The sequence below is a fragment of the Leptolyngbya sp. AN10 genome (assembly GCF_050565645.1).
GTDB lineage: Bacteria > Cyanobacteriota > Cyanobacteriia > Leptolyngbyales > Leptolyngbyaceae > Leptolyngbya.
The window spans coordinates 19,138-40,290 of sequence record NZ_JBNXVP010000047.1 but is presented as its reverse complement, the minus strand read 5'-3'; the positions used below and the strand labels follow the sequence as shown (position 1 = coordinate 40,290).

The window sequence follows — 21,153 nt, the reverse complement described above, 5'->3', positions numbered from 1 at the left end:
TCTTATCTTTAAGCACCTCGCTTATCGTCTCCCCTGAACGTTTCCTTCCTGATAGTCTTTGCTGTAAGTCATCACACACATTTGACCGTAGACTGTATGATTGCCACAGGCGGAACCCGTCAACCGATAATCAGGATTCAATAGTGCTTTACGATGTCCTCGATTTCGCACTCCATCATCAATCACTAATTGCCTCACGTGCCATTTTGCAGTCGCGATCGGACTAAAGCTGATATTTTCTCCTGCACTCCCTTTCCAAGTGCCATATCGATTCATCCGCTGAAACGGATCACTACCATCGGTTCCATAATGTCCAGCTTTACCTTTGGGTCCCAAATCCAGCACGTGATCTCGTGCTCCCAAAGACAAGCCTTGTGAAATCGATAATGCGGGTAATGGAGCCGTTGCTTGGAGATCTCGAATTGCTTCATCCACAGCGGCTACACCTTCCTGAGTTTCTAATGCTAGATAGCCTGGAACCTTCAGAATGTTACCGCTGAAGTACTGTCGAAGTTCAGCCAGTTCAGCAGCATACGCTTGAGGATTAGCTCGGAGACGATTCGTTTCTTCTACGATCGCTCTTTCAACCTCATCACTATTTTCTACTCTTGGTGCAGGTTTCACTGAAGGCTGAGGTGCAAACTCAATCGGACGTTTAGCTTGCTGAGTTGGAGGACTTGATAGCGCAACAACACAGAATTGATTCAATCGGAAAGCAACACCGCAAGCAATTCCAGCAGACTGATAGTTCGGTTGGAACAATGAACGGCGAACACTACGATTTGGATCACCATCATTCAGCACCATTAATAAAACGGTCGCAGATGGCGTTTTCTGGGTACGACTCCGAAGTTCAGCAACATTTCCAGAAACGCGATCGTATCTTCGATCTACTTTGCCAAAGTTCCGAGCGCTGTTGGATAACTCTGGAGAAAGAGACAAAGGCGGAAGCGTGGGAGCAGTGCGAAGAAATGCGATCGCATCATTCAGCGCAGAAAGACCTTCATGAGTTAAAACGCGATCGTTTCCAGGAAGGCGCAGCAGATTGTTTTGATAGTTCTGTCTTTGGTTGGTTAGCCAGTCTGCGTAAGCTTGGGGGTTTGCTCGAATTTGGTTGATTTCGTTGAGAACGGATGCTTCAAAAGTGGGGGCGACTTGAGCAACCGCATGATGACTAAACATCACAGTGGCAGTACTCAACAGAGCAGCAATGAATGTCGATCGCGGCTCAGATTTTCTCACTCGGATCATTCAGTTCTCCTCAAGATGATGATCCTTCACGGGATCATCCTGGACGCTGTTTAGAGTGCCCAAATCGAGGAAAACCGCTATTCCACTCTCATGCTCCTTTTCACCAATTCCAGAAATGCAAACGCCGCAGGAGGGAGTAGTGCATCCGAAACCACAGCAATATTAATGTTCCGGAACAATGGCACTGGTAGACTATAAACCTTGACACCTGCGGGAATCGGTTCTGCCGCTAATCGAGGACTGACTGCCGCTCCTAGCCCTTTTGCAACCATACTCACGATCGTGGCATCCGATCTCACTTGATAAGTCGCATGAAGCGTAATTCCATAGCTCGCACAATGCGCGTACACCATTGCATCACAGCCATCATTCTCTGGAGCCATGATCAACGGATGCAAGGTTAACTCTTTCCAATCTAAGGTTGGTTCACTCCGCTGAAACCCAGGCGGAAATAGTACAACAAATTCATCGCGCATAATCTCCCAAGCTTTAAGATCTGATCCTACAGGCGCGTATGTAATCCCAATTTCTGCGCGTCCTTTGTACAAGTCTTCTTCTACATTCGGTCGATCGTCATGTTCGGTCAACGTAATCGCGATCGCTGGATATCGACGACAAAATTCTGCAAGGACATCCGGCAAAATATGAGTTGCTGCACTCCGAAATGATGAAATTCTCAAGTGCCCACCTTCTAACCCTTTCGCGAGATTGGCTTGTTTTGCCATGTCATCGATCAGATGCAGAATCTTATAAGCTCGATCGACAATTTGCTCTCCGACAGGTGTGGGATGCGCTCCATATCTTCCTCGTGCCAGTAATACCACTCCCAGTTCTGCTTCTAAAACTGCGATCGCATAACTCACCGCTGATTGCGATAACTGAAGTCGAAGTGCCGCTTCGCTAAAACTTCCACACTCTACGATCGCAGCGAAAATTCGTAGATGTGAAAGTTTGAGTTGACTTAAGCGTTCCAAACTCATATCAATCACCGAGTTTCACGTCTCTGCATTGTCGCAAAAAAAGAAAATAAATCCATCGAATGCACTGATATATGAGATTCACCCGATTGTTTGCGGTTCAGGGTCTTGCTTCGTCACGATGAAAGCTACAAATTGCGATCGAGTAATGATATGACAGCGATTTCTAAACCGCATCACAGCCAGGGTGTGTTCTTGCTAATTTTGACAACCGCAATTTGGGGAACTTCTTTTCCATTGCTCAAAGGTGCTTTAAATGATTTGCCTGCTCCGATGATTCTGGCAAGTCGATTTACGATCGCGGCAATTGTTTTTTCTCCATATCTCCGCCATCTCAATCGGAATTTGATTCGCGATGGTGCAATTCTCGGCGGAATATACTTTATAGAATGCTTGCTCGCATTAATCGGCTTGGAAACAATTTCTGCTAATCGCTCTGCTTTTCTGATTAGCTTGAATGTGATTCTTGTGCCTCTGTTTGGAACCGTGTTGGGACGAAGTTTACCGAGGCAAATTTTGATTGCGGTCGGAATTGCGATCGCAGGAATCAGCATTATGTCTTGGGAAGGCGGCGGCTTTGGAACTGGTGAGATTTTAACGTTAGCTTGTGCGATCGGCGTTGCGATTTATATTTTGGCAATGGAAGCGATTACTCCAAAGCACCCGACCTTGCCGCTGGTTGCGGTTCAACTTGCGATCGCGGCTTTATTATCGATCGTCTGGGCAATTTTGAATGGACAGTTTCCCTTTACTGGAATCGCCTCGCATCTCAATATTCTGATGTATGTGGGTGTAATGATTACCGCAGTTCCGATCTGGACTCAAACTCAGGCACAACGATGGGTCAGCGCTTCTGAGGCTGCATTACTCTACACATTAGAACCTGTATTTGCCAGTCTCTTTTCATTTTTCTGGCTGAATGAAGCATTAGGAATTCGAGGCTATATCGGCGCAGCATTCATTCTTTCTGCAACACTAATCAGCCAATTTCCCATTAGAACCCTTTTGAAAAAGAATCCCAATTTACGGCAATAAATTTGAGCCGTTTCAAATCAATTTGATCGTCCTTCTTTGCTCTAAAAAAGTAGAAATCGGTTTGTTGTATTCGATACAGAAATTCTCTAGATCTTCAAATTGATTCCTAGAAATTCCTAAACTGCATTAATCTCATTCGAGAATCAAATAAAGATCGAATAAATGTATTTTAAATGCACTTCCATCTTGAGATAGAAAGACTAGAATGTTGAGTGTCAAGTTTGCTTCACAAAACAAGTGGGCAGAGCTTAAAGAAACTACGAGAAATTTTCAAAAAATCGTGGTTGCTCCGTATGCTTTGTTACAATAAGTGAAGTAAGTTCGACACATAACTATAGAGGCTGGATTTGTCTTTCCAGAGTCTCAAGGTCTCGCCCGTAACAGCTTCATTTCTTGTTGTAGCACCCTTCACGGACGAACTCCCTACACAGTTCACTTCACCAGTTCGAGGAACGTTTCAGCATGAGCTTTCGGAAACTCGACGGTTTCGCTCAAGAACGCGATCGTCACGATAGAATTGCCATTTCCGGTTGGGTGTCTCATCCACTCACCTCCACTACACCTCACCAAAACCGCAAACCTAAGTTTGCTCCCCTCGCTCCATTGCGTCGCAAGCTTGATAATCTTCAAGTTCACAACTCTAAATTGGCGCATTTTCTTGCCGAGCATATTCCCGCGCAGTGTCCATTTGAGCGCGATGTAAAATTATTTGGTCAGACTCTTTTTCACATTCCGCCAATGTGCAAATTGAACCCGCTTTACGAAGAAGTCGTCGCACTTCGCTTTCGTGCTTTGTGTTATTTGGCGGATGAATGTGGCGAAGATATCAGCCAATATTGCTAGAGTTACTTAGTTTTTATTCTTGTACAGCAGCGGTTTCTTTAACCGCTTTTTTATTGCAATAAATTTCGTCTGTTACTGACTCTCAATTCATGTTTCTAAATGCTTGGTTTACATCTCGAAAAATTGGTGAAATCAAGCGATCGCAGACTCCTAAACTTTCATCTCAATTACTCGCTTCCTGGGGACAAAGTGGTATGTTTGAAATTGAAGCAGTTAACCGCTTCCCTGGCAGATCAAACAGCCAAATCTAGTTCAATTCAAGAGGTCAAGCCGCTGTTTTACTCTACATCTGTCTCGTTCAACGGCAACAACACCCAAAACTCGAAATCTGACATTTCCTCTTCTGGTTGATTGGGAGTCCTGCGATAAATTGGCGCTAAAAAATTAATTTTTGTCCAATTTGTGCAACTCTATCTAGAATGGATTTACTTGAGGAAGTCACTCAGAGATTAGGCACTGGGTGTTGTTGTACTTTTAAACGAAAAGGCAGATTTCAGCATGGCGATCATTGCGCTGAAGGCGTGGTATTTGGAACAGTATGAACCCATTCGGGAACTTGAAAAACGTCCCCATGATTTGCGGTTGAGCAAGAATAGCCTGCTGAAATCGGGATTAAGGGCTGATTTTCTAGAAGATAGCGCCGAGGTGAAGAAATCAACCTGGTTTCAACGCTATCTCCAAGGCGAAACGGTTGAATTTTACATCGAAGGCAGTGGCGGATATGCGATTTCTAATATTGATCTCTCTAGCCACGAAATCTATTTCTCAAAACAAGAAGTGATGGCGAATTTAGAGCCTGAAATCTTCTTTTCCTATCAAACAGAATTTACAGATTCCGGTGATTTGTTGCGCGATGAACTCGAATCGGTGATTGATAGTTTGAATCGTCGATCGCGGCTTGCAATCACATTACGAGAGTCTCACCGACTGAGCGAAGGTGCAATTCGCTTAAATAGTTCGTTAATGCGATCGATTCGGCAATGTCTCTTATTTATTGGAGATGGAACTTCGATCGCGCAAATTCCCGACACGCCACCGTTATTAATTCCTAGCCCTAAAGTTTGCGTAGAAACTGGATACGCGCTGCAAAGTAAGCGATCGGATCAAGTTCTCTTGGTGCAAATGGATCGATCGGATATGCCGGGACAGTTTCCGTTCGATATGCCGAGCCAGAATCGACTCGTGTTCAAAGACAAAACGCAGTTGCGGAAATTATTGCCGAAAGCGATCGAGTCTCAATTACAGCGATTTAATTTGCTATAAAAAACAAAAACTCCGGATCTTTCCAAACCCGGAGTTTTCTAAATCGCTGTAATCGGATTAATCTTGGACTTCGTTCAACGCATAACGAGCGATCGCTAATGTCAATTTCGCCTGTTCGGTTTCTGACAGTTTCGACCAATCCGTAGATTTCACAGTTGGTTCCTCGCCCCGCATCGCATACGCCAACGGACGCGCTAACACCTGTAAATCTTCTTCTGCCCACTGCGGTAATGCTTCTTGGACACAGAGAACGAGTTGATCTGCCAGAGTTGCTGAGGAATCTGCTAATTTTTGCGCTTGACGAGCGATCGCATTCAAAATCGATTGGGGAACGGTCGCAAACTTTTGTGCCAAAGACGTTTCAAGCGTTGGAGCCGCAAAGAGCGAATCGAGATGAGCAAAGAAAGCATCCGCACGATCCGAAATTTCGGCATCGGAAAGGGTATCGATCGGAAACTTCTGCTCTAAAGAATTGAAAAACGAGTCAGATTCGGGATCTGCCGGATTCCAAGGATAGGAAATTGCACTATCAGGAATCTCCTTGACCTCGACCTTTACAGTGTCAGCATTGTCTGGCTGCACCGTCACTGCTTCCGAGTCAAGCAAGGCATTGAGGAGCGCTTGCTGCGTTTCAAGAGAGTTAGAAGAACTTGCTTCGTGTGCCATGACAAAAATCCGCATCTGTAATTGAACTAGGGTTGGTGTGTTTGATGGATATAGCTTCAACCCGATTGTTACCAGTTCCGTAACTGACCTATCAATTTACGCTAAATCGCCTAGAATTTTCAAATCTTTAAGGTGGAGATGTGGGAATTGCGGAGGTGGGGAGTGGGGAGTGGGGAGAACGATCGCTTCAATCTCAGTCTCAATCTCAATCTCCCTACTCCCCACTCCCCACTCCCCACTCCTAATTCCGCCCATCCGCTGGTGAGACTAAAAACTCCAAAACCGAGTTCTGTGAGCCGCCAAATTTGATTTGTGCCCCTGAATAAAGTGGCACTTCATAATTGTGAACTTTCTGCCAACCGTTCACGGTCGAAACCCAGGTTCCATACCGGGAAAAATCCCGGAGAAAATACATCGGTTGCATTGTATCAGCGCTACGGTAGAAAATTTCAGCGTGTTTCCGAGACACTCCAGGTTCATTTGCCAAAACTAAATCATTTTCGGCACTCATTCCAACCCGCATCAAGCCGCCGCGAATCGTCCAGACTTTGGCATTTTCCAGCGATCGTAAAGATGCCACCGGATTTTGCAGCCCCAACTGGCTTGGAGTATGCGGAATCTGTGTCATTCCTTCTTCGATCGGTTTAATCAATTCCCCGTTAAATTCCGGGTGCATGTACAAAACGGGAAGTGTCCACGCCTGATGATTGAATCGAAAGAGTGTCAGTAAATGCTGACGGGCAACCGCGACCGCTTGATCGATCGGCATTCGATCGGTCAACGCCTGAGCAAATGTCGCGATAAAACTCAGAGCTTCTTCGTCGGTAATTGAATCTCGCATTGCCAAGACCGCTGGAACTCCGTGATGCAGCAGCACTTCCGCCAAACTGCTTCGAGGAATCGATTTTCCGCTTTGCTCTTCAGGCTGTGCCCCCCAACAAGCGTTAAACACGGCTAATTTCACGCGGCATCGCGTTAAAACCTGCGCGAGTTCTGTCCCATTCATTGGCTGATTCGGGCGCAGAAACAGCAAGCCACCATCGGGAGCCGGAACCCCGTGACCCGCATAGAACAAGACATTATAATGACCGCTTTCTAGTCGATCGATAAGTTCTCCCGAAGTCGGCTGCAACAGCGTATCGACAAAACAAGGAGCCGCCAACCGATTTGCACCTTGACGCTCTCGTAAAATTCTCGATAACGCGATCGCTTCTTGTTCCAATTTCAGCCGCTTCAATTCATCGCGCTTGTGATTATCAAATCCACTTGGTAAATCCGGAGCCGCATCTTGTCCTAAAACCAATAGCACATTCAAACTGGTTTCCGATCGCAGTCCTGGTAGACCATCCACATCGCTCGTAGTCCGACTAAATAAAAGCTGTTGGCTCAGAGAAATTGCCTGTTTCCCTGCATCACTCTGCATAATCTCCCACGGGAGCGAGATCAAATCAGGATCGCGCACATCCAACCGCAACCGTAGCGCCTTATTTTGTCCCTGAGCAATCCCCTGACTGCGATTCAAACTGCCTTGAATCACTCCATCGAATAGCCATTGCCAGAGGTTAATCCCCAAATTCTGCATCAATCGAGTACTGCGCGGGAGGGGTTGACCAATCGGGAGTTCGAGCGCTTCGACTGGAGGAGCTAGGACTTGTGAAACGTGCGGCACATCCGGAACGCCCCGCGAACAAAACATCTCCTGCCACGATCGCCAATTGTGCGTTAGTTCGTCCGTCCATAGACAATCCCGCAGCAAATACCCTCCACGATACGGCGCATCGATCACGTGAATCGCAAAATGTTGAGCTTGAGAGGCACGTAGTCGCTCGATCGCAAGACTTAAACAGGGTAGTTCAGACGGTGACATGAATTCGCAGGTGGGTTAACTCCGGAATTTTAATCTTAATCTATTGCGTGGGCGGGGCGCTCGGTTTAGCAGGGGCGCAGGCTCCAAGCTGATCGGGTGAAAGGTTGATTCGAGTAAAGGGTGCGATCGCGGTTTCCTGTTGCCAACCGATATTTCCGGGTCGAACTGAATTCGGGGATTGTGTCGGAGCCGTACAGACTTTGAACCGTAACCAAGGGGCAGCATCTGAAGTCGATCGCTGTTGTCCCTCGACTTGCAACACGGTTCCGGGAGGAACGGAATAGAATGCGCCTGTTTCCCCTGGCTTGCGGAAAAGTCGAACTCCGTCTTGATCGAGGCGGACGACTACGCCAGAGTTTAAGGGTTCTGGAGAGGCGGCGGGAATTGGGGGAACGGTGGGAGGTGTTGCGACTGGTGCTTGCGTGCCCAACCGAGTGAGCAATTCAGGAGCGAATAGGGCAACGATCGCGCCTGCAATTCCAAACATTGCCAAAAGCGTCAACCCGATTCTGAGCCAAGGAGTTCGACGGGGTTGGATTTCCGTTCTTAATCCAGGAGGAGAAGTTGCAGGGACAACCATTTGAGTGCGAACGGGTTTGGCGATCGTCGATCGAACAGCGGTTGATTTTCCAGTTTCGTGAGTTTGGCAGTGAATTAACCCGATCGTGACGTTATCGTGTCCGTTCTGCGTATTGGCAATCTCGACTAATCGTTTTGCGACGGTTGCCAAATTCGTTTTGCCATCTAGAATTGGCACGATCTCGCTTTGCCAGTATTCGTCAACTCGATCGTTGTCACTCAATCCATCTGAACACAGCAGAAAGATACACTCTTGATCCAAGATAAATCGCGTTACCGTTGGGCGAAGGTAGCTCGAACTTCCCATACCCAAGGCTTGCACCAGTGAACCCGCTGACGGTCGCTGTAATGCTTCTCGATACAGGGTGTAACCCAGTCGGGCTTCACGAGAAGCAACATCATCGTCCAGTGTGACTTGATAGCAGCCTTGGCGAGTAATTCGATAAGCGCGACTGTCCCCCACATGAGTCAGATAAAGTTCATGATCTCGAACCATGCCCATGACGACGGTTGTTCCCATGCGTTGCCGTTCTTGTCGTCGTTCCGCATCGTTCTTTTGTGCGATCGCATCATTCGCCGCGCAAACCGCTTCTTCTAATCCCGGCTCCAGGTTGTGTAGATCGATCGATTGAAGCTCTTGCACGATCGTTTGAATCGCCAAATTCGAGGCAACTTCTCCACCTTCGTGCCCTCCAATTCCATCACAGACAATCACGAGGGACTGATCCCCACTCGTTCCGCTCGGTGGATAACACGCATCTTCGTTACTTTGCCGACTAGGACCTTGATCGGTGAGGGTAGCGATTTGAATTTTTCTTGATTGCTGGGAAGCTTGAGACGCGATCGCAGAATCCAATATCTGAATCAAGTCATCAATGCTCGTTCCCTGCATCAAATTCTGGCAAACTTGGCTAAAGAAATCCGCGATCGCAGGTTGAACTTGCCAAGTTGACCAAAGCTTTCCTAAATCAACGATCGTGGCGGGTTCAAATTTCAGTTCTAAGATTCTCACCGTGTCGCCATCGGCAAATACGAGATCTGGATCTAATAATGTTGAGGCGGATTTTTCAAGAGAAAGCGATCGCCAAAGTTGTGCCAGTTGTTGCAAAAAATGAAGCTGACGAAATCCGCTGCTCGAAGTCCACACCTGCTCTAATCGCGACATCAATTGTCCGGACAGATCTTCTCCGCGTTCCGATCGCGCCCCACTCGGATAAATTGGAGCAGATTCTAGCAATAGAACGTCATTGACAACCGCGTAAGGTTGAGGAATCGCCGGACGTTCACCCATTAGATGCAAATACGGCTCCAGTGGTGGCGGAACCTCGATCGCGGTCGGAGGAAGTCCTGGTTTTGTATCGAGTGCAATCCGATCCGACTTGAGCAAAAAGCGATCGTCAATTAACGTTCCTGCTGGCTCGGTCGCTCCGACTGCCCAGAGATAGCGTTTCGGAATGCGCGTCTGACAGTGACTGCAAAACGCTTGGCTTTCAGGGTTGACTGCCTGACAGAAATAATTGGGGCATTGCACGATCGGATCAGTTTGCATTGAGAAAGTTGAGTTTCTACGGTTGGCTCAGTTCCAAGTCGGTGGGGCTTGAGCACTTCTCACTCTAGCAATTTTTGTCGATCGAGCGGGGATTCTACGGTTGCATTTCCGCGTTTCCCCCCGTTGCGATCGCGGATTTTTTAGGCACAATAAACCAGTTTTTACTGAGATTGGCTATGTCTTCCGTGTATCGTCGCTTCGGGTTCGCTTCTGCCGTACTGAGTCTGGTGATTGTTGCGCCGAGAACGAACATCCTGTGCAGCGAAGCTCTTGCTGCTCCTGCTTTTACGCCCACGGCTCCGCCTCCGGTTGCGCCCGCCTTACCGCAACAGGTTGAACCAGATTACCGGGTAGCAGCCCTTCAGCGCGATTTTCAGGGAAATCTTTGGGTCGCCTCGCCCCAAGGCTTGGTCAGAATCAATCCGGATACCGGACGCATGATTTCACGGGCACAAATGCCGAATTTTCCGATCTCTGCTCTGGCGCAAGATCGCGTCGGTCGAATCTGGGTGGGAACGAGCGAAGGACTCTGGCGAATTGATCCAAAAACAAATACCGTCACGGCTCAGAATTTATTCCTGCCCTCGAATCGCGTCTTGTCTTTGTTAGTCGATCGACGCGGTTTTCTCTGGGTCGGAACTGATTCGGGTTTAGCGCTCGTCAGCCCCGATCAAGGCTTGCTAATGACCACTTTGAAAAATTTACCGGGTGTGAGTGCGAATGCTTTGAGCCTAGATCCAGAAGGTCAGCTTTGGGTCGGAACACTTGAAGGTGTGGCGCAAATTGATACTGCCAGCGCCAAAGTGCTTCATACCTCCACACTCGAAGGAGCAGTCCAGGCATTATCGCTCGATCGACATGGCTCACTCTGGGCTGGGACGACGAATGGATTGATCAAGCTCGATCCGCTGAATCGCCGCCGTTTACGATCGGTGACTTCCCTCAAGGGTCGCGAAATTCTCTCGACGGGGTTCGATGCGGTTGGCAGTATTTGGGTCGGAACGAATACCGGATTGCTGCGAGTGAATCCTTACAATGGTGCGATCGTGGGTCAAATCCCCAATCTGCCTTCAAACCGCGTCTTATCGCTGGCTCCTGACACTGGAAACAAATTATGGGTGGGAACCAGTGAAGGACTTGCTTGGGTGAGCATGACCACTTACGAAACGCGATCGCATTTAATGTTCAGCCGTCGAATTGAGTAGTCTCTACCAAATTACGGTAATAGAATACTGCTGAATTAAATGATCCACGCTGATGATTGCAAGGTTTTCACACTCGCTTTGAGCAATGAGAAGCCGATCAAATGGATCGCGGTGGAGCGCAGGCAATGACGCAATTCTTAAAATGTGCCGCATCTCAACTGAGAGCGTACTGAATTGATTCGAGCGAATACGATCGGGAACATAATCTTCCGCAGGTTCTGAAAGTATCAGCTTTCCAGTTCCTTGCTTAATGATGATTTCCCACACACTAACGACACTGACAAAAATCGTATTTTCTGGATCAGAGATGATTGCTCTCGCAGCCGTTGAAAGCTGTGAATCATCGCTCATCCACCAAAGAAAGGCGTGAGTGTCTAATAAAACTCTCATGTCTACTGGGGGTCAAGAAAATCGTTCAAAATATCGTCTGGTAAAGGTTCATTGAACTCTGGTGATACCCAGATCTTTCCTTTATCTTGACCTGGAACACGAGGCTGAATTGGAGTGAGACGCGCGATCGCAATTCCATTCTGAGACAGCAAAATTTCTTCGCCTGCTTGAATTTGCTGAATCAAATCTTTGAGTTGGTCTGGGGTTTCAGGAAGATTAATTTTCAGCGTCATAGTCTGTCCGTGTCGCTTTGCTTTCATTCTACTGGGCAAGCCGATCAAACAGGGAGAGCGAACGATTAAGATAGATTCACCCTCTACATTCTTGGTGTCCGATGCCCGTCACGCCGCAACAACTGATTCAGTGGAAACAACAAAAGCGATCGATTGCTGTGCTTACCGCTTGGGATTATGCGATCGCGTCGATTCTCGATCGTGCTGGAATCGATGCCATTCTCGTCGGGGATTCGATGGCGATGGTGGCACTCGGACATGATACGACGCTGCCCCTGACGCTCGATGAAGTGATTCATCATGCAAAAGCCGTTCGGCGCGGGGTGAAAGAGGCACTTTTGATCGTGGATTTGCCGTTTCTGACGTATCAAGAAAGTGTTCAACAAGCGATGCACTCAGCGGGACGAATTCTGAAAGAAACGGGTGCGGGTGCAGTGAAATTAGAAGGCGGGTATCCTGCGATCGCGGAAACCGTTTCGCGATTGGTGCAAGCGGGAATTCCGGTGATGGGTCACGTCGGATTAACGCCGCAATCGGTGAGGCAAACCGGATTTCGCCAGCAAGGTCGATCGACGGAAGCAGGAGAAAAGATTTTATCGGAAGCGATCGCGCTCGAACAAGCAGGAGCATTCGCGATCGTACTTGAACATATTCCAAGTGATTTGGCACAAACCATTACAGAACGGTTAACGATTCCTACGATCGGGATTGGCGCGGGTGTTCATTGCGATGGTCAAGTTTTGGTCACTTCTGATGTTTTGGGTTTGGGAACTTGGAAGCCGAAATTTGCCAAAACGTATCTCGATTTGAATGGGTTAATTGCGCGATCGGTGCAGGAATATTGCGAAGATGTGCGATCAAAGAAATTTCCAACTGAATAAAAAAGTGCGAGGTTTGAATTGCCTCGCACTATCTAAATCTCTAAACCTTCATTGCCTTCGCTAATTCAGCGGCAACTTCAGGACGCGAGAATTCAGGCGGCGGTAATTCTCCACGACGCAGCATTTCTCTCACCTTCGTTCCTGACAAGTGAATCCGCTCTTCGGGCAAACTCGGACTGGTCTTCGTGGTTGCCATTCCTTGGGTGCGCTTGCAGTAAAAAGCGTGTTCAAATTTCAAAGGCTGAATACCTAAGGCAGCCGGATCGAATTCGTCAAAGATGTATTGAGCATCGTAGGTTCCGTAGTAATCACCCACGCCTGCATGATCGCGTCCGACGATGAAATGAGTACAGCCGTAGTTCTTCCGAATCAAGGCATGGAAAATTGCTTCACGCGGTCCGGCATAGCGCATTGCAGCAGGATTGATCGCGAGAATGACTCGATCGTTGGGGAAATAATGCTCCAACATGATTTCGTAACAGCGCATCCGAATATCAGCCGAGATATCATCCTCTTTCGTTGCGCCCACTAACGGATGCAGGAATAAGCCATCTACCGTTTCCAAAGCACATTTAATAATGTATTCATGCGCTCGGTGAATGGGATTACGAGTTTGGAATCCGACAACGGTTTTCCAGCCTTTTTCCTGGAATGCTGCACGAGAAAATGCTGGATCGATTTGATAAGTCGGAAACAACGGATGCGGATCGCGATCGAATAACCACACCTCACCCGCCAAATTCACGTTCCCCTGACGGTAAACCACTGCCACACCCGGATGCTTTTCTTGATCGGTGCGGTACACTTTCACGGCTTCGCGCTGCTTGTCGTAAGTATATTTCTCACTCAACTGCAACACGCCGATATAGCGACCTGTCGAATCATCCAACCGCACGAGGCTCCCTTCTTGCAGCGGTGCAGCGACTTCCTCGGTGACTGACAGCGTAATCGGAATTGCCCAGGGTAAACCATTCGCCAAGTGCATCTCTTCCACAACGCGATCGTAATCGGCTTTGCCCATGAATCCGGTTAAAGGGCTGAATCCACCGATCGCGATTAATTGCAGATCCGAAACTGCTCGTTCATCGAGTTGAACACGAGGCAGAAAATCTGCTTTAGAAAGAAGTTCTTCGCGCTGAGTACCCGTAACAATTCGATTAATTAGTTGTCCGCCGTGAGGTGCAATGCCGTCAGAATGACTCATGAGGTTTAGAGAGTGAAAGGGCTAATTCCCGCTTTTCTCATCGGGAAAGCGGTCTTTATTAAACTTAGCAGGATGTGGACTGATCTGAGTGACCAATTTGCCTAAGCGTTGCTAGACAAGAAAGGAATTGGATCAGCGATCGGATCTTTTACGGTTTCGCCTTGCTGCTGTGCCCAATATTGAGCAAGAAAATGAATTTGGCGTAATCCAACAATCAGATTCAGACCTGGAATGAAGAGCCACCAGACGATTAGCGGTTTTTTCAGGTTGGCTCGATCGTACAGTTCATTCACATCCCGATACAGTCGAAACTGCACAATGTAAATCCAAACAATTCCCAAAATCGAGAACCACCGAAACCAGTCTGGAACATCTGGATCAAAGGTGGCTAAGATTTGCGGCAATGCAACCCCAAGCACAAACGGGCTTAGAGACAATGCGCCTGACCATCCTTTGCCGTTGTATGCCCGTAGCTCGTCTTGAATCATCCATTTGTAATAACCGTAGTAGAGCGATCCGCTCAAAGCAGAGAAAAGAATCACTTTCCAGAGTGGACGAGGTTTTCCGAGAGGTGGCATGAGTCGATCGTAGAGAACTTTACATCTCTTAATCTATTCTGTTTCTGGATCGAACACAATCTGGTGAGCCGCCGTTGGCATCAGGTTTTTCACGATTCTGAGATATTCCTCAGCTTGAGTCCGAGTGCGAAATCTTGCTAACACGATCCGCTGCATTTTGGGCAAGAGGCGAATAATGCACCACGGGTGTAGTCGAATCCGGTAATTTTCGGCAGCGGAATTCGGAACCGCATCATTTTCGGGATGGGCTGGTATCATAAGTTTCGTCTCCAATTGTGAGATCCGCGATCGCTCTCACGTCTGGAAAACTCAAGAGCGATCGCGCTTTGGAACTCTTTCATTTAAGGACTAATATTAGTCCTTGTCAAGCATGGGATTAGCGCGGCTGCGGATTCGAGAATTAGCTCAGACAAAAGGCTGGACACTGAAAGAAGTTTCTGAGCGATCCGGAGTTAACTACAGCACCTTAAAGACTTATGCGCGTTCACCTGGAATTGCGACGGCTGATATTACAGCATTGATTAAGTTGACGCGGGTGTTTGAAGTGTCGATCGAAGATTTAGTCGAGGTGATTGAGGAATAACGATGACGAAAAAGCGGAAACTCCTCGAAAAGATCCTCAATAATCAGAAGAACATTGATTTTGAAGATATGGTTACACTGGTTGAAGCATTCGGCTTTTCACGCTCAAGAGTGAGTGGGAGTCACCACATTTTTGAGCATCCAAATATTCCTGAACTCGTGAATCTTCAAAATCGCAAAGGACAGGCAAAACCTTATCAAATTCGGCAATTTCTCACACTAATCGAGCAATATAGTCTTACTTTAGAAGACTCTGGAGAAGAAGCATGAAAGACTACCATATCAATGTGTTTTACAGCGAAGAAGATGAAGGATACATCGCTGACATTCCAGATTTGAAGTTTTGCTCTGCGTTTGGTGAGACTCCAGAGGAAGCAGTTCGTGAGGTTGAAATTGCAAAAGCTGCATGGCTCGAAGCAGCAAAATCCGCAGGTAAACCGATACCAGAACCCAAGTATCGTCCTGTCATTTATCAGGTCAGCTAATTCGCTCAACCCTGCGCTTTCCCCAAATACTTTTCAAGATAAGGCGAAAACACTTCATAAATTAGCGTGAACGGTTTGCCATGATGCCAGAACAAATAATGCCGTCCCCAAAATGGAGCAGAATAGCCAAATGCCGCTTCTAATGCAGCCGATCGACCATAGTGCAATCCTTTGATCTCACGATAGAGTTCAAGGCGCGATCGCGATAAATTCACCCAAACGCCTTCAGATCGGTTCTGCAAATATTCATCTACATGACTCATTTCCCACCAAGAAGCGGCATATCCTAAACGTTGACCGGAAGCGGTTTTGAGCCAAATTTGTCTCCGCAAGCGACTGCCGGGAATTTGTTCGATCGCGCTGGGTGCATTGTCCGTCGAAAAGCCGATCGGGGACATATCCAACACATCGACTTCGGTTGGCTCTCCAGTCAGAAGCTGCAAATGGCGTGTGGGAGAACCATCGCCCAGTAACATCATTTGCCAAGCGGGAGAAAGCTGGCTATGGGATAAACCTTGCTGGATCTCAAGTTCGCTGGCTTCCCAGATTGGATCAAGGCAGTGCCAGGTCGTCGGCAGAATTGCGCTGTCGCTCGGTCGAAAGGTCGCAGTCACGCTTGTTTACATAAGTTAACTTTGTTCTTATGATAACGCGGTCTGAGCAATTTACCAGAGCGGGTACAGTCCGCCCGGATGAAGTAACCACCGAATCGCGCCGCCGACAGCATTCAAAATTTGGTGAGAGTTTGCAGAAGTGCCTAATTCTTCTAACGCGGTTTGGAGCGGAAGTCGAGTTGAGGATTGCATCCATTTGTTGATTTTTTCGCGCTTGATCGATCCCGCCGGAAAAAGCGCGATCGCACCTCTCCAAGCGTCGATCGCGCTTTCAGTCTGTCCTTCTAATCGGCAGACAATTCCCAAATTCATTAAAGTTTGAGCTTCTTGAAGCACTAGATTTTGCTCACGACAGAGTTGGAGTGCGCGATCGTATCGCATCTGAGCGCGTTGCCATTGTCCTTGACGCAGATAAACATTGCCCAAACTGTTGAGAATCTGAGCTTGCTGAACGCGATCGCGCAACATTTGAGCCGCATCCCAAGCAAATAAATGCGTCTGTTCCCAGTTGCGCCAATCGGCTTTGACATCGAAAAACCGCACCAAACTTTGAGTCAATCGCAACGTGATGTCCCAAGCTTCGGCTTGATGCGCCCACTCGATCGCCCAAATCAAATTCGCTTTTTCTTCGTCAAACCAATCCAGCGCCAGCAAAAATAAAGTCTGAGCTACACTTTCAGAGCGTTTTCCCGTTGATAAAGTCGCAACAAAAGAATTGCCTTTCCGGGCTGCAAGTGCGATTTGAAATCGAGTCGCTGGATCGAGACAAAGATTCATTTGCTCACACAGTTCGAGATACCAGCGAATGATTCGCATCCGGGTTGAATTGCGAAACTCGATATCGTCTTCGATGAGACACGATCGTGCCTGTTCTCGAATCGTGTCATGCACCAAGCAGTACCAAGTCGGACTAACTGGATCAAGCAATCCGACCTGGATGAGTTGCTGAATGGCAGGTGTGGCTTGTTCCACTTCGCAATCCAAGAGAACGGCAGCGATCGCAGAACTAAAACAGGGTTGAACCAGCAATCCGAGCGATCGTAACAATCGCGCCGCAGAGTGATCCAAACGACGATAGGCAGATTCAAAGTCAATCTGAGATTCGGAGAAGTGGCGCAATCGAGGCGTTTGGGGCAAATGGTGACGCAGTTGGCGCAGCAGATGACCGAGATCCCACGGTTCATGCTCGATCGCGCATTGGAACTGGAGTTGATACCCCACTGTGGTCATGATGTTTATCCGATTTTGGGCGATCCACTGACGAGTCGAAACGTGTCAGAGACCGGATATCCTAGCGCTCTTTTCAGTTCATTGACTGCCCGTTTAATTTCGAGAGCCAAGATTCCTTGTTTTGATTGTTTAGTCGCTAAGACAAGAAAAACCGCATCTTCTCCACAGTTAGTCAGAATGCAAGGTCCTTGCTCACCATCGACATAGATTCGCTCGATCGCGCCGCGTGTCAGTTCTAATCCAATGCGTTCGCCCATTGATAAAATTGCAGCCGACATTGCAGCTACTCTTTCCTCATCCATAGAAGTGGGTAAGCTCGATGCTAACGGTAATCCATCCGGTGTGACTAATGCGACACCTTGAATGTCCGGAGTCGTGGTTGCAAAAGTATGTAAGATTGTATTCAATTTTTCGATATCGATCGCCATCGTAAAAGACTCCAAAAATTAAATCGATCGAGCATAAAACTCGAAAATATCGTGCTGGTCGCCGCGCAGGACAGAACCCACCTGCTGACCGCGCAACCGGGTGTTAAAAAAACTTTCTAAAAACCCTTGAATTGCTCCCAAGGTGTAGGTACATTTCCGTGTCGAACCTTCGGCTTCTTGGTATGAGCAGATTGTTTCACGGGTATAGACCCTGAATCCTTCTGGAAGAGCTTCAATCTTATCGACGCAGCACAACCGCGTCCCGTTATAGCCCAACACATGAGCCACTTTTTCGGTCGCTTCTTCCAGCGAAAATTCTGCGCCTCGATTGGCGAGTCCCAGTTCATCTGCTAAATTTCGACCTCGCTGACGACCTGCGGAAATAAACGCGATCGCAGCCGCCTTTTCACCCAGTGCTTCTTCAACTCCGGTGATGACTGCTCGAAAGCAGACGGTGCTAATAAATTCGCCAAGCTCAGACCGCACCGATCGCTCAGCCACTTGCATAATCGCACTCCTAAATGTAGAGAACACATTTAGAAAGCCGAAATCATTCTCTCGAACCTCAGACCGTTCATCTCTTGTATGCCGTATTTCTTATTACACGCTTGCTTAGGAGCGATCAGGATAGTCGATCGAACTTTCCGTGTATCAGCCAATTTTTAGCACTCGGAATATCCAGAGCAATTCAATCAAGCGGTCTTAAACTTTGTCCAAAATTAACAAAAAAAAGGAACCTCGATCGAGGTTCCTAGAACTGATGTGAGAAACGAAACTTAGCTGGCGATATACTCGCGCACATTCGCTTTACGACGGCGCAAATGATCCAGCGCTTGGCGCTCAAGCTGACGAACACGCTCACGGCTCAGATTTAAGCGATCGCCGACTTTAGCCAGCGACAACTCATGTCCATCTCGCAAGCCATATCGCAAGCTCAAAACTTCACGCTGCTGCGGAGTCAGGTCAGTCATCAGCGTCTCAAGATCCTGACGCAGCAAATCTTGAGTCAAAGTCGTATCCGGCGAAGGACCGTCATCTTCGAGCAACTCTTGAAGCTCGGTATCCTGATTGTCACCGACTCGCATATCGAGCGAGACAGGCTGGCGAGACATCATCAGAAACTCACGAATCTGCTCCGGCTCAAGCTCTAATTCGGCAGCAATCTCAGAGGCAGTCGCAGCCCGACCGAGCGTTTGAGCCAACTCACGCTGAACGCGCTTAATCTTATTCAGCTTTTCAGTAATATGAATCGGTAAGCGGATCGTCCGGGCTTGTTGAGCGATCGCTCTTGTGATCGCCTGACGAATCCACCAGTAAGCGTAGGTCGAGAACTTATACCCACGAGTCGGATCGAACTTCTCAACGCCGCGCTCTAAACCGAGTGAGCCTTCTTGAATCAGATCCAAGAACTCAAGATTGCGCTTCTGATACTTCTTCGCGATCGACACAACCAACCGAAGATTCGCTTCAATCATCTTCTGCTTAGCGCGACGACCCCGCTGATAGATGCCCGTCAACTCTGAATCACTCAGATGAACGTGATCAGAAAACTCTTGCTGTGTCGGCTCATGACCCAACTTCTTAGCAAGCTTCTGCTTCTTCTCTTCCAGCGTCATCATCTGCTGGACTTGCTTACCGTAAAGGATCTCTTGCTCGTGGGTCAGCATCGGCACACGACCAATCTCATGCAGGTAAGTACGCACCATGTCGGCGCTGTAGGCGGGAGCGGATTTGGATTTAGATTTGGTGTTGGCAGTAGCCATGTGCAGTCAACTCCGTGAAATGAAAACGATGGGGGGCGGTGAAAAACTCGAATCGATGAGTAGAGTGAAAAACTCAGGTGGGGCGCTTGAGCCAATCTCTGGGAAAAGCAGTGCCCGATGGATTAAGGTCAACCTGAACTGAAGGGGATGAGGTGAAGGTATTAAACCTGACGATCAAGGGAGGTGATGAGTTCCTATCTCGAAGTCACATCGACTTTAATTTAATAATAGGACTGACTCAAACAAAAGTAAAGAGTCTCGCGGGACTTTCTGGCTAAAGTTCTGGAAAGATGAGATGAGATGGCACAGAAGGCGAGACATGATGGAATCGTCCAAAAACAGCACAAAAAGTCTTCTTAATCACTCTTCTATGATGACGGGTCTGCGAATCTGTGAATAGAGGTTCTGCGGAGGGATAACCGTACCATTTTTAATCGAGAGAGTGAGGATCTCTGACCATGCAGTTTTCCGAAAGTTCCGAAGCCTTGAAAGTAGCTTTCCATAATGCTTTCAGGATTTTGAGAGACAAGAGATTGTGATAGTTTTTAGCAGAATTTGTGTCAGTTAGATCAACAGAATTCTACTCTAATTTTTGAATATGAAAATGCAGTGACATTGAGATGACAATTGTTAAAGAAAAATGTCGATCGCTCTATGTTTTAAGCGTATCCAGATTCATCAATCCTTCGTCCCCAATTTGACAGAAATGGCATTTGTACTCATCCGAATTCCTGCATCAGTTCGCTACGCTGAAAGAGATATTGATTCATTGAGTTTCATTTAGGAAAGATTTATGCTCACGGTTGCTCAATCTCGACCGACAGAACGCGCTCAGTTCATTCAAAAGACTTATCTGCATTTGGCTGGAGCCGTTGGCGCATTCATTGGTTTTGAATTTCTGCTGTTTTATACAGGGATTGCTGAAGCGATTACTAGCTTCGTTGCGTCTAGTCGGTTCACCTGGCTGGCAATTCTGGGTGGGTTTGCGCTGCTGGGCTGGTTATCTCGATCGCTGGCTGCCAAAGCCGATTCTGTCCAAACTCAATACGTGGGTTTAGGACTCTACATGGTCGCAGAAGCGCTAATTTTTGCACCGATTCTCTACATTGCAGCTACGTTTTCTGATCCAACAGTGATTCCGACGGCTGCAATCCTGACTCTGCTCTTGTTTGCTGGACTCACAACGGTTGCATTTACCACGAAAAAAGATTTTTCGTTCCTGGGCGGCATTTTAACGATCGGCGGCTTTATCGCACTGGGTTTAATCATCTGTAGCGCAATCTTCGGCTTTACGCTCGGATTGATCTTCTCGGTCGTGATGGTACTTTTCGCCTCTGCTGCGATTCTGTATGACACGTCAAAGATTATGCACCACTATGCGACGCATCAACACGTCGCAGCTTCCTTAGAGCTATTCGCATCTGTGGCGTTGCTCTTCTGGTACGTGCTGCGAATCGTGATGGCGCTATCTTCCCGTCGCTAATCGATTCAATTCCCCTCTGAGTTCCCAAGTGTCTCGTACATTTGGGA

The 21,153-nt window shown here is 47.7% G+C and carries 24 protein-coding genes; 9 read left to right on the top strand and 15 right to left on the bottom strand.

Features of this window, described 5'->3' with window-relative positions:
• Nucleotides 1–21: 21 nt before the first annotated feature.
• The gene (locus ACQ4M5_RS35745; RefSeq protein ID WP_430680556.1) at nt 22–1,251 is read right to left on the bottom strand and encodes a CAP domain-containing protein; all 1,230 of its coding nucleotides are present in this window, start codon (nt 1,249–1,251) and stop codon (nt 22–24) included.
• Nucleotides 1,252–1,328: 77 nt separating this feature from the next.
• Nucleotides 1,329–2,231, bottom strand: coding sequence for a LysR family transcriptional regulator (locus ACQ4M5_RS35740; RefSeq protein ID WP_430680555.1), 903 nt, complete (start codon nt 2,229–2,231; stop codon nt 1,329–1,331).
• Nucleotides 2,232–2,381: 150 nt separating this feature from the next.
• On the opposite strand from ACQ4M5_RS35740, the gene ACQ4M5_RS35735 reads away from it, so the two are divergent.
• The 3 genes from ACQ4M5_RS35735 (at nt 2,382) to ACQ4M5_RS35725 (ending at nt 5,369) form a co-directional block, all read left to right on the top strand.
• Nucleotides 2,382–3,263 carry a DMT family transporter gene (locus ACQ4M5_RS35735; protein ID WP_430680554.1) on the top strand — a complete coding sequence of 294 codons (882 nt, stop codon included), beginning with the start codon at nt 2,382–2,384 and terminating at the stop codon, nt 3,261–3,263.
• Between the two features lie 462 nt (nt 3,264–3,725).
• On the top strand, nt 3,726–4,106 hold the full coding sequence (locus tag ACQ4M5_RS35730) for a Mo-dependent nitrogenase C-terminal domain-containing protein (RefSeq protein WP_430680553.1): 381 nt from the start codon (nt 3,726–3,728) through the stop codon (nt 4,104–4,106).
• Nucleotides 4,107–4,604: 498 nt separating this feature from the next.
• The gene (locus ACQ4M5_RS35725; protein WP_430680552.1) at nt 4,605–5,369 is read left to right on the top strand and encodes a hypothetical protein; all 765 of its coding nucleotides are present in this window, start codon (nt 4,605–4,607) and stop codon (nt 5,367–5,369) included.
• A gap of 57 nt (nt 5,370–5,426) precedes the next feature.
• On the opposite strand, the gene ACQ4M5_RS35720 is transcribed toward ACQ4M5_RS35725, so the two are convergent.
• The 3 genes from ACQ4M5_RS35720 to ACQ4M5_RS35710 all read right to left on the bottom strand — a co-directional run bounded on the left by ACQ4M5_RS35720 (nt 5,427) and on the right by ACQ4M5_RS35710 (nt 10,030).
• The gene (locus ACQ4M5_RS35720; RefSeq protein ID WP_430680551.1) at nt 5,427–6,035 is read right to left on the bottom strand and encodes a hypothetical protein; all 609 of its coding nucleotides are present in this window, start codon (nt 6,033–6,035) and stop codon (nt 5,427–5,429) included.
• 241 nt (nt 6,036–6,276) lie between these two features.
• Nucleotides 6,277–7,902 carry a CHAT domain-containing protein gene (locus ACQ4M5_RS35715; RefSeq protein WP_430680550.1) on the bottom strand — a complete coding sequence of 542 codons (1,626 nt, stop codon included), beginning with the start codon at nt 7,900–7,902 and terminating at the stop codon, nt 6,277–6,279.
• Nucleotides 7,903–7,942: 40 nt separating this feature from the next.
• The gene (locus tag ACQ4M5_RS35710; RefSeq protein ID WP_430680549.1) at nt 7,943–10,030 is read right to left on the bottom strand and encodes a protein phosphatase 2C domain-containing protein; all 2,088 of its coding nucleotides are present in this window, start codon (nt 10,028–10,030) and stop codon (nt 7,943–7,945) included.
• A 176-nt stretch (nt 10,031–10,206) separates the two neighbouring features.
• Here ACQ4M5_RS35710 and ACQ4M5_RS35705 point away from each other — a divergent pair, with 176 nt between their 5' ends.
• Nucleotides 10,207–11,235, top strand: coding sequence for a ligand-binding sensor domain-containing protein (locus tag ACQ4M5_RS35705; protein WP_430680548.1), 1,029 nt, complete (start codon nt 10,207–10,209; stop codon nt 11,233–11,235).
• Nucleotides 11,236–11,238: 3 nt separating this feature from the next.
• On the opposite strand, the gene ACQ4M5_RS35700 is transcribed toward ACQ4M5_RS35705, so the two are convergent.
• Nucleotides 11,239–11,625: a type II toxin-antitoxin system VapC family toxin gene (locus ACQ4M5_RS35700; protein ID WP_430680547.1), complete on the bottom strand. Its 387-nt coding sequence runs from the start codon at nt 11,623–11,625 to the stop codon at nt 11,239–11,241.
• A gap of 2 nt (nt 11,626–11,627) precedes the next feature.
• Nucleotides 11,628–11,885 (bottom strand): type II toxin-antitoxin system Phd/YefM family antitoxin, encoded by a 258-nt coding sequence (locus ACQ4M5_RS35695; protein ID WP_430680546.1) that lies wholly within the window; start codon nt 11,883–11,885, stop codon nt 11,628–11,630.
• 74 nt (nt 11,886–11,959) lie between these two features.
• Here ACQ4M5_RS35695 and panB point away from each other — a divergent pair, with 74 nt between their 5' ends.
• Nucleotides 11,960–12,739: a 3-methyl-2-oxobutanoate hydroxymethyltransferase gene (gene panB / locus ACQ4M5_RS35690; RefSeq protein WP_430680545.1), complete on the top strand. Its 780-nt coding sequence runs from the start codon at nt 11,960–11,962 to the stop codon at nt 12,737–12,739.
• A 40-nt stretch (nt 12,740–12,779) separates the two neighbouring features.
• Here the strand turns inward: panB and sat are convergent, their stop codons facing one another.
• The 3 genes from sat to ACQ4M5_RS35675 all read right to left on the bottom strand — a co-directional run bounded on the left by sat (nt 12,780) and on the right by ACQ4M5_RS35675 (nt 14,779).
• Nucleotides 12,780–13,943, bottom strand: coding sequence for a sulfate adenylyltransferase (gene sat, locus ACQ4M5_RS35685; protein ID WP_430680544.1), 1,164 nt, complete (start codon nt 13,941–13,943; stop codon nt 12,780–12,782).
• A 101-nt stretch (nt 13,944–14,044) separates the two neighbouring features.
• On the bottom strand, nt 14,045–14,521 hold the full coding sequence (locus ACQ4M5_RS35680; protein ID WP_430680543.1) for a hypothetical protein: 477 nt from the start codon (nt 14,519–14,521) through the stop codon (nt 14,045–14,047).
• 33 nt (nt 14,522–14,554) lie between these two features.
• Complete coding sequence (locus tag ACQ4M5_RS35675; protein ID WP_430680542.1) at nt 14,555–14,779, bottom strand: hypothetical protein; 225 nt, start codon at nt 14,777–14,779, stop codon at nt 14,555–14,557.
• Between the two features lie 112 nt (nt 14,780–14,891).
• Here ACQ4M5_RS35675 and ACQ4M5_RS35670 point away from each other — a divergent pair, with 112 nt between their 5' ends.
• From ACQ4M5_RS35670 to ACQ4M5_RS35660, 3 genes are read left to right on the top strand one after another with little or no spacing between them, the layout of a single operon-like run.
• A complete protein-coding gene (locus ACQ4M5_RS35670; RefSeq protein WP_430680541.1) occupies nt 14,892–15,104 on the top strand; it encodes a helix-turn-helix domain-containing protein in 213 nt (70 codons plus the stop codon).
• A 2-nt stretch (nt 15,105–15,106) separates the two neighbouring features.
• Nucleotides 15,107–15,373 carry a type II toxin-antitoxin system HicA family toxin gene (locus ACQ4M5_RS35665; RefSeq protein ID WP_430680540.1) on the top strand — a complete coding sequence of 89 codons (267 nt, stop codon included), beginning with the start codon at nt 15,107–15,109 and terminating at the stop codon, nt 15,371–15,373.
• The gene (locus tag ACQ4M5_RS35660; RefSeq protein WP_430680539.1) at nt 15,370–15,588 is read left to right on the top strand and encodes a type II toxin-antitoxin system HicB family antitoxin; all 219 of its coding nucleotides are present in this window, start codon (nt 15,370–15,372) and stop codon (nt 15,586–15,588) included. Before ACQ4M5_RS35665 ends, ACQ4M5_RS35660 begins: the two co-directional genes overlap by 4 nt.
• A 5-nt stretch (nt 15,589–15,593) precedes the next feature.
• Here the strand turns inward: ACQ4M5_RS35660 and ACQ4M5_RS35655 are convergent, their stop codons facing one another.
• The 5 genes from ACQ4M5_RS35655 to ACQ4M5_RS35635 all read right to left on the bottom strand — a co-directional run bounded on the left by ACQ4M5_RS35655 (nt 15,594) and on the right by ACQ4M5_RS35635 (nt 19,623).
• Nucleotides 15,594–16,202: a chorismate lyase gene (locus tag ACQ4M5_RS35655; protein WP_430680538.1), complete on the bottom strand. Its 609-nt coding sequence runs from the start codon at nt 16,200–16,202 to the stop codon at nt 15,594–15,596.
• A gap of 51 nt (nt 16,203–16,253) precedes the next feature.
• The gene (locus tag ACQ4M5_RS35650; RefSeq protein ID WP_430680537.1) at nt 16,254–17,432 is read right to left on the bottom strand and encodes a tetratricopeptide repeat protein; all 1,179 of its coding nucleotides are present in this window, start codon (nt 17,430–17,432) and stop codon (nt 16,254–16,256) included.
• A 5-nt stretch (nt 17,433–17,437) separates the two neighbouring features.
• On the bottom strand, nt 17,438–17,860 hold the full coding sequence (locus ACQ4M5_RS35645) for a roadblock/LC7 domain-containing protein (protein WP_430680536.1): 423 nt from the start codon (nt 17,858–17,860) through the stop codon (nt 17,438–17,440).
• An 18-nt stretch (nt 17,861–17,878) separates the two neighbouring features.
• Nucleotides 17,879–18,367 carry a hypothetical protein gene (locus ACQ4M5_RS35640; protein WP_430680535.1) on the bottom strand — a complete coding sequence of 163 codons (489 nt, stop codon included), beginning with the start codon at nt 18,365–18,367 and terminating at the stop codon, nt 17,879–17,881.
• Nucleotides 18,368–18,636: 269 nt separating this feature from the next.
• Nucleotides 18,637–19,623 (bottom strand): RNA polymerase sigma factor, RpoD/SigA family, encoded by a 987-nt coding sequence (locus ACQ4M5_RS35635; protein ID WP_430680534.1) that lies wholly within the window; start codon nt 19,621–19,623, stop codon nt 18,637–18,639.
• Nucleotides 19,624–20,416: 793 nt separating this feature from the next.
• Here ACQ4M5_RS35635 and ACQ4M5_RS35630 point away from each other — a divergent pair.
• Entirely contained in the window at nt 20,417–21,106 is a 690-nt protein-coding gene (locus ACQ4M5_RS35630) for a Bax inhibitor-1/YccA family protein (protein ID WP_430680533.1), read from the top strand.
• The last annotated feature ends 47 nt before the right edge of the window (nt 21,107–21,153 follow it).

Bases quoted from the DNA above. Each gene is read 5' to 3' on its own strand.
- ACQ4M5_RS35635 (WP_430680534.1), bottom strand. From the start codon at position 19,623: ATGGCTACTGCCAACACCAAATCTAAATCCAAATCCGCTCCCGCCTAC.
- sat (WP_430680544.1), bottom strand. From the start codon at position 13,943: ATGAGTCATTCTGACGGCATTGCACCTCACGGCGGACAACTAATTAAT.
- ACQ4M5_RS35740 (WP_430680555.1), bottom strand. From the start codon at position 2,231: ATGAGTTTGGAACGCTTAAGTCAACTCAAACTTTCACATCTACGAATT.
- ACQ4M5_RS35710 (WP_430680549.1), bottom strand. From the start codon at position 10,030: ATGCAAACTGATCCGATCGTGCAATGCCCCAATTATTTCTGTCAGGCA.
- panB (WP_430680545.1), top strand. From the start codon at position 11,960: ATGCCCGTCACGCCGCAACAACTGATTCAGTGGAAACAACAAAAGCGA.
- ACQ4M5_RS35715 (WP_430680550.1), bottom strand. From the start codon at position 7,902: ATGTCACCGTCTGAACTACCCTGTTTAAGTCTTGCGATCGAGCGACTA.
- ACQ4M5_RS35650 (WP_430680537.1), bottom strand. From the start codon at position 17,432: ATGACCACAGTGGGGTATCAACTCCAGTTCCAATGCGCGATCGAGCAT.
- ACQ4M5_RS35630 (WP_430680533.1), top strand. From the start codon at position 20,417: ATGCTCACGGTTGCTCAATCTCGACCGACAGAACGCGCTCAGTTCATT.
- ACQ4M5_RS35660 (WP_430680539.1), top strand. From the start codon at position 15,370: ATGAAAGACTACCATATCAATGTGTTTTACAGCGAAGAAGATGAAGGA.
- ACQ4M5_RS35735 (WP_430680554.1), top strand. From the start codon at position 2,382: ATGACAGCGATTTCTAAACCGCATCACAGCCAGGGTGTGTTCTTGCTA.
- ACQ4M5_RS35665 (WP_430680540.1), top strand. From the start codon at position 15,107: ATGACGAAAAAGCGGAAACTCCTCGAAAAGATCCTCAATAATCAGAAG.
- ACQ4M5_RS35675 (WP_430680542.1), bottom strand. From the start codon at position 14,779: ATGATACCAGCCCATCCCGAAAATGATGCGGTTCCGAATTCCGCTGCC.
- ACQ4M5_RS35695 (WP_430680546.1), bottom strand. From the start codon at position 11,885: ATGAAAGCAAAGCGACACGGACAGACTATGACGCTGAAAATTAATCTT.
- ACQ4M5_RS35680 (WP_430680543.1), bottom strand. From the start codon at position 14,521: ATGCCACCTCTCGGAAAACCTCGTCCACTCTGGAAAGTGATTCTTTTC.
- ACQ4M5_RS35670 (WP_430680541.1), top strand. From the start codon at position 14,892: ATGGGATTAGCGCGGCTGCGGATTCGAGAATTAGCTCAGACAAAAGGC.
- ACQ4M5_RS35720 (WP_430680551.1), bottom strand. From the start codon at position 6,035: ATGGCACACGAAGCAAGTTCTTCTAACTCTCTTGAAACGCAGCAAGCG.
- ACQ4M5_RS35730 (WP_430680553.1), top strand. From the start codon at position 3,726: ATGAGCTTTCGGAAACTCGACGGTTTCGCTCAAGAACGCGATCGTCAC.
- ACQ4M5_RS35705 (WP_430680548.1), top strand. From the start codon at position 10,207: ATGTCTTCCGTGTATCGTCGCTTCGGGTTCGCTTCTGCCGTACTGAGT.
- ACQ4M5_RS35700 (WP_430680547.1), bottom strand. From the start codon at position 11,625: ATGAGAGTTTTATTAGACACTCACGCCTTTCTTTGGTGGATGAGCGAT.
- ACQ4M5_RS35640 (WP_430680535.1), bottom strand. From the start codon at position 18,367: ATGCAAGTGGCTGAGCGATCGGTGCGGTCTGAGCTTGGCGAATTTATT.
- ACQ4M5_RS35645 (WP_430680536.1), bottom strand. From the start codon at position 17,860: ATGGCGATCGATATCGAAAAATTGAATACAATCTTACATACTTTTGCA.
- ACQ4M5_RS35725 (WP_430680552.1), top strand. From the start codon at position 4,605: ATGGCGATCATTGCGCTGAAGGCGTGGTATTTGGAACAGTATGAACCC.
- ACQ4M5_RS35745 (WP_430680556.1), bottom strand. From the start codon at position 1,251: ATGATCCGAGTGAGAAAATCTGAGCCGCGATCGACATTCATTGCTGCT.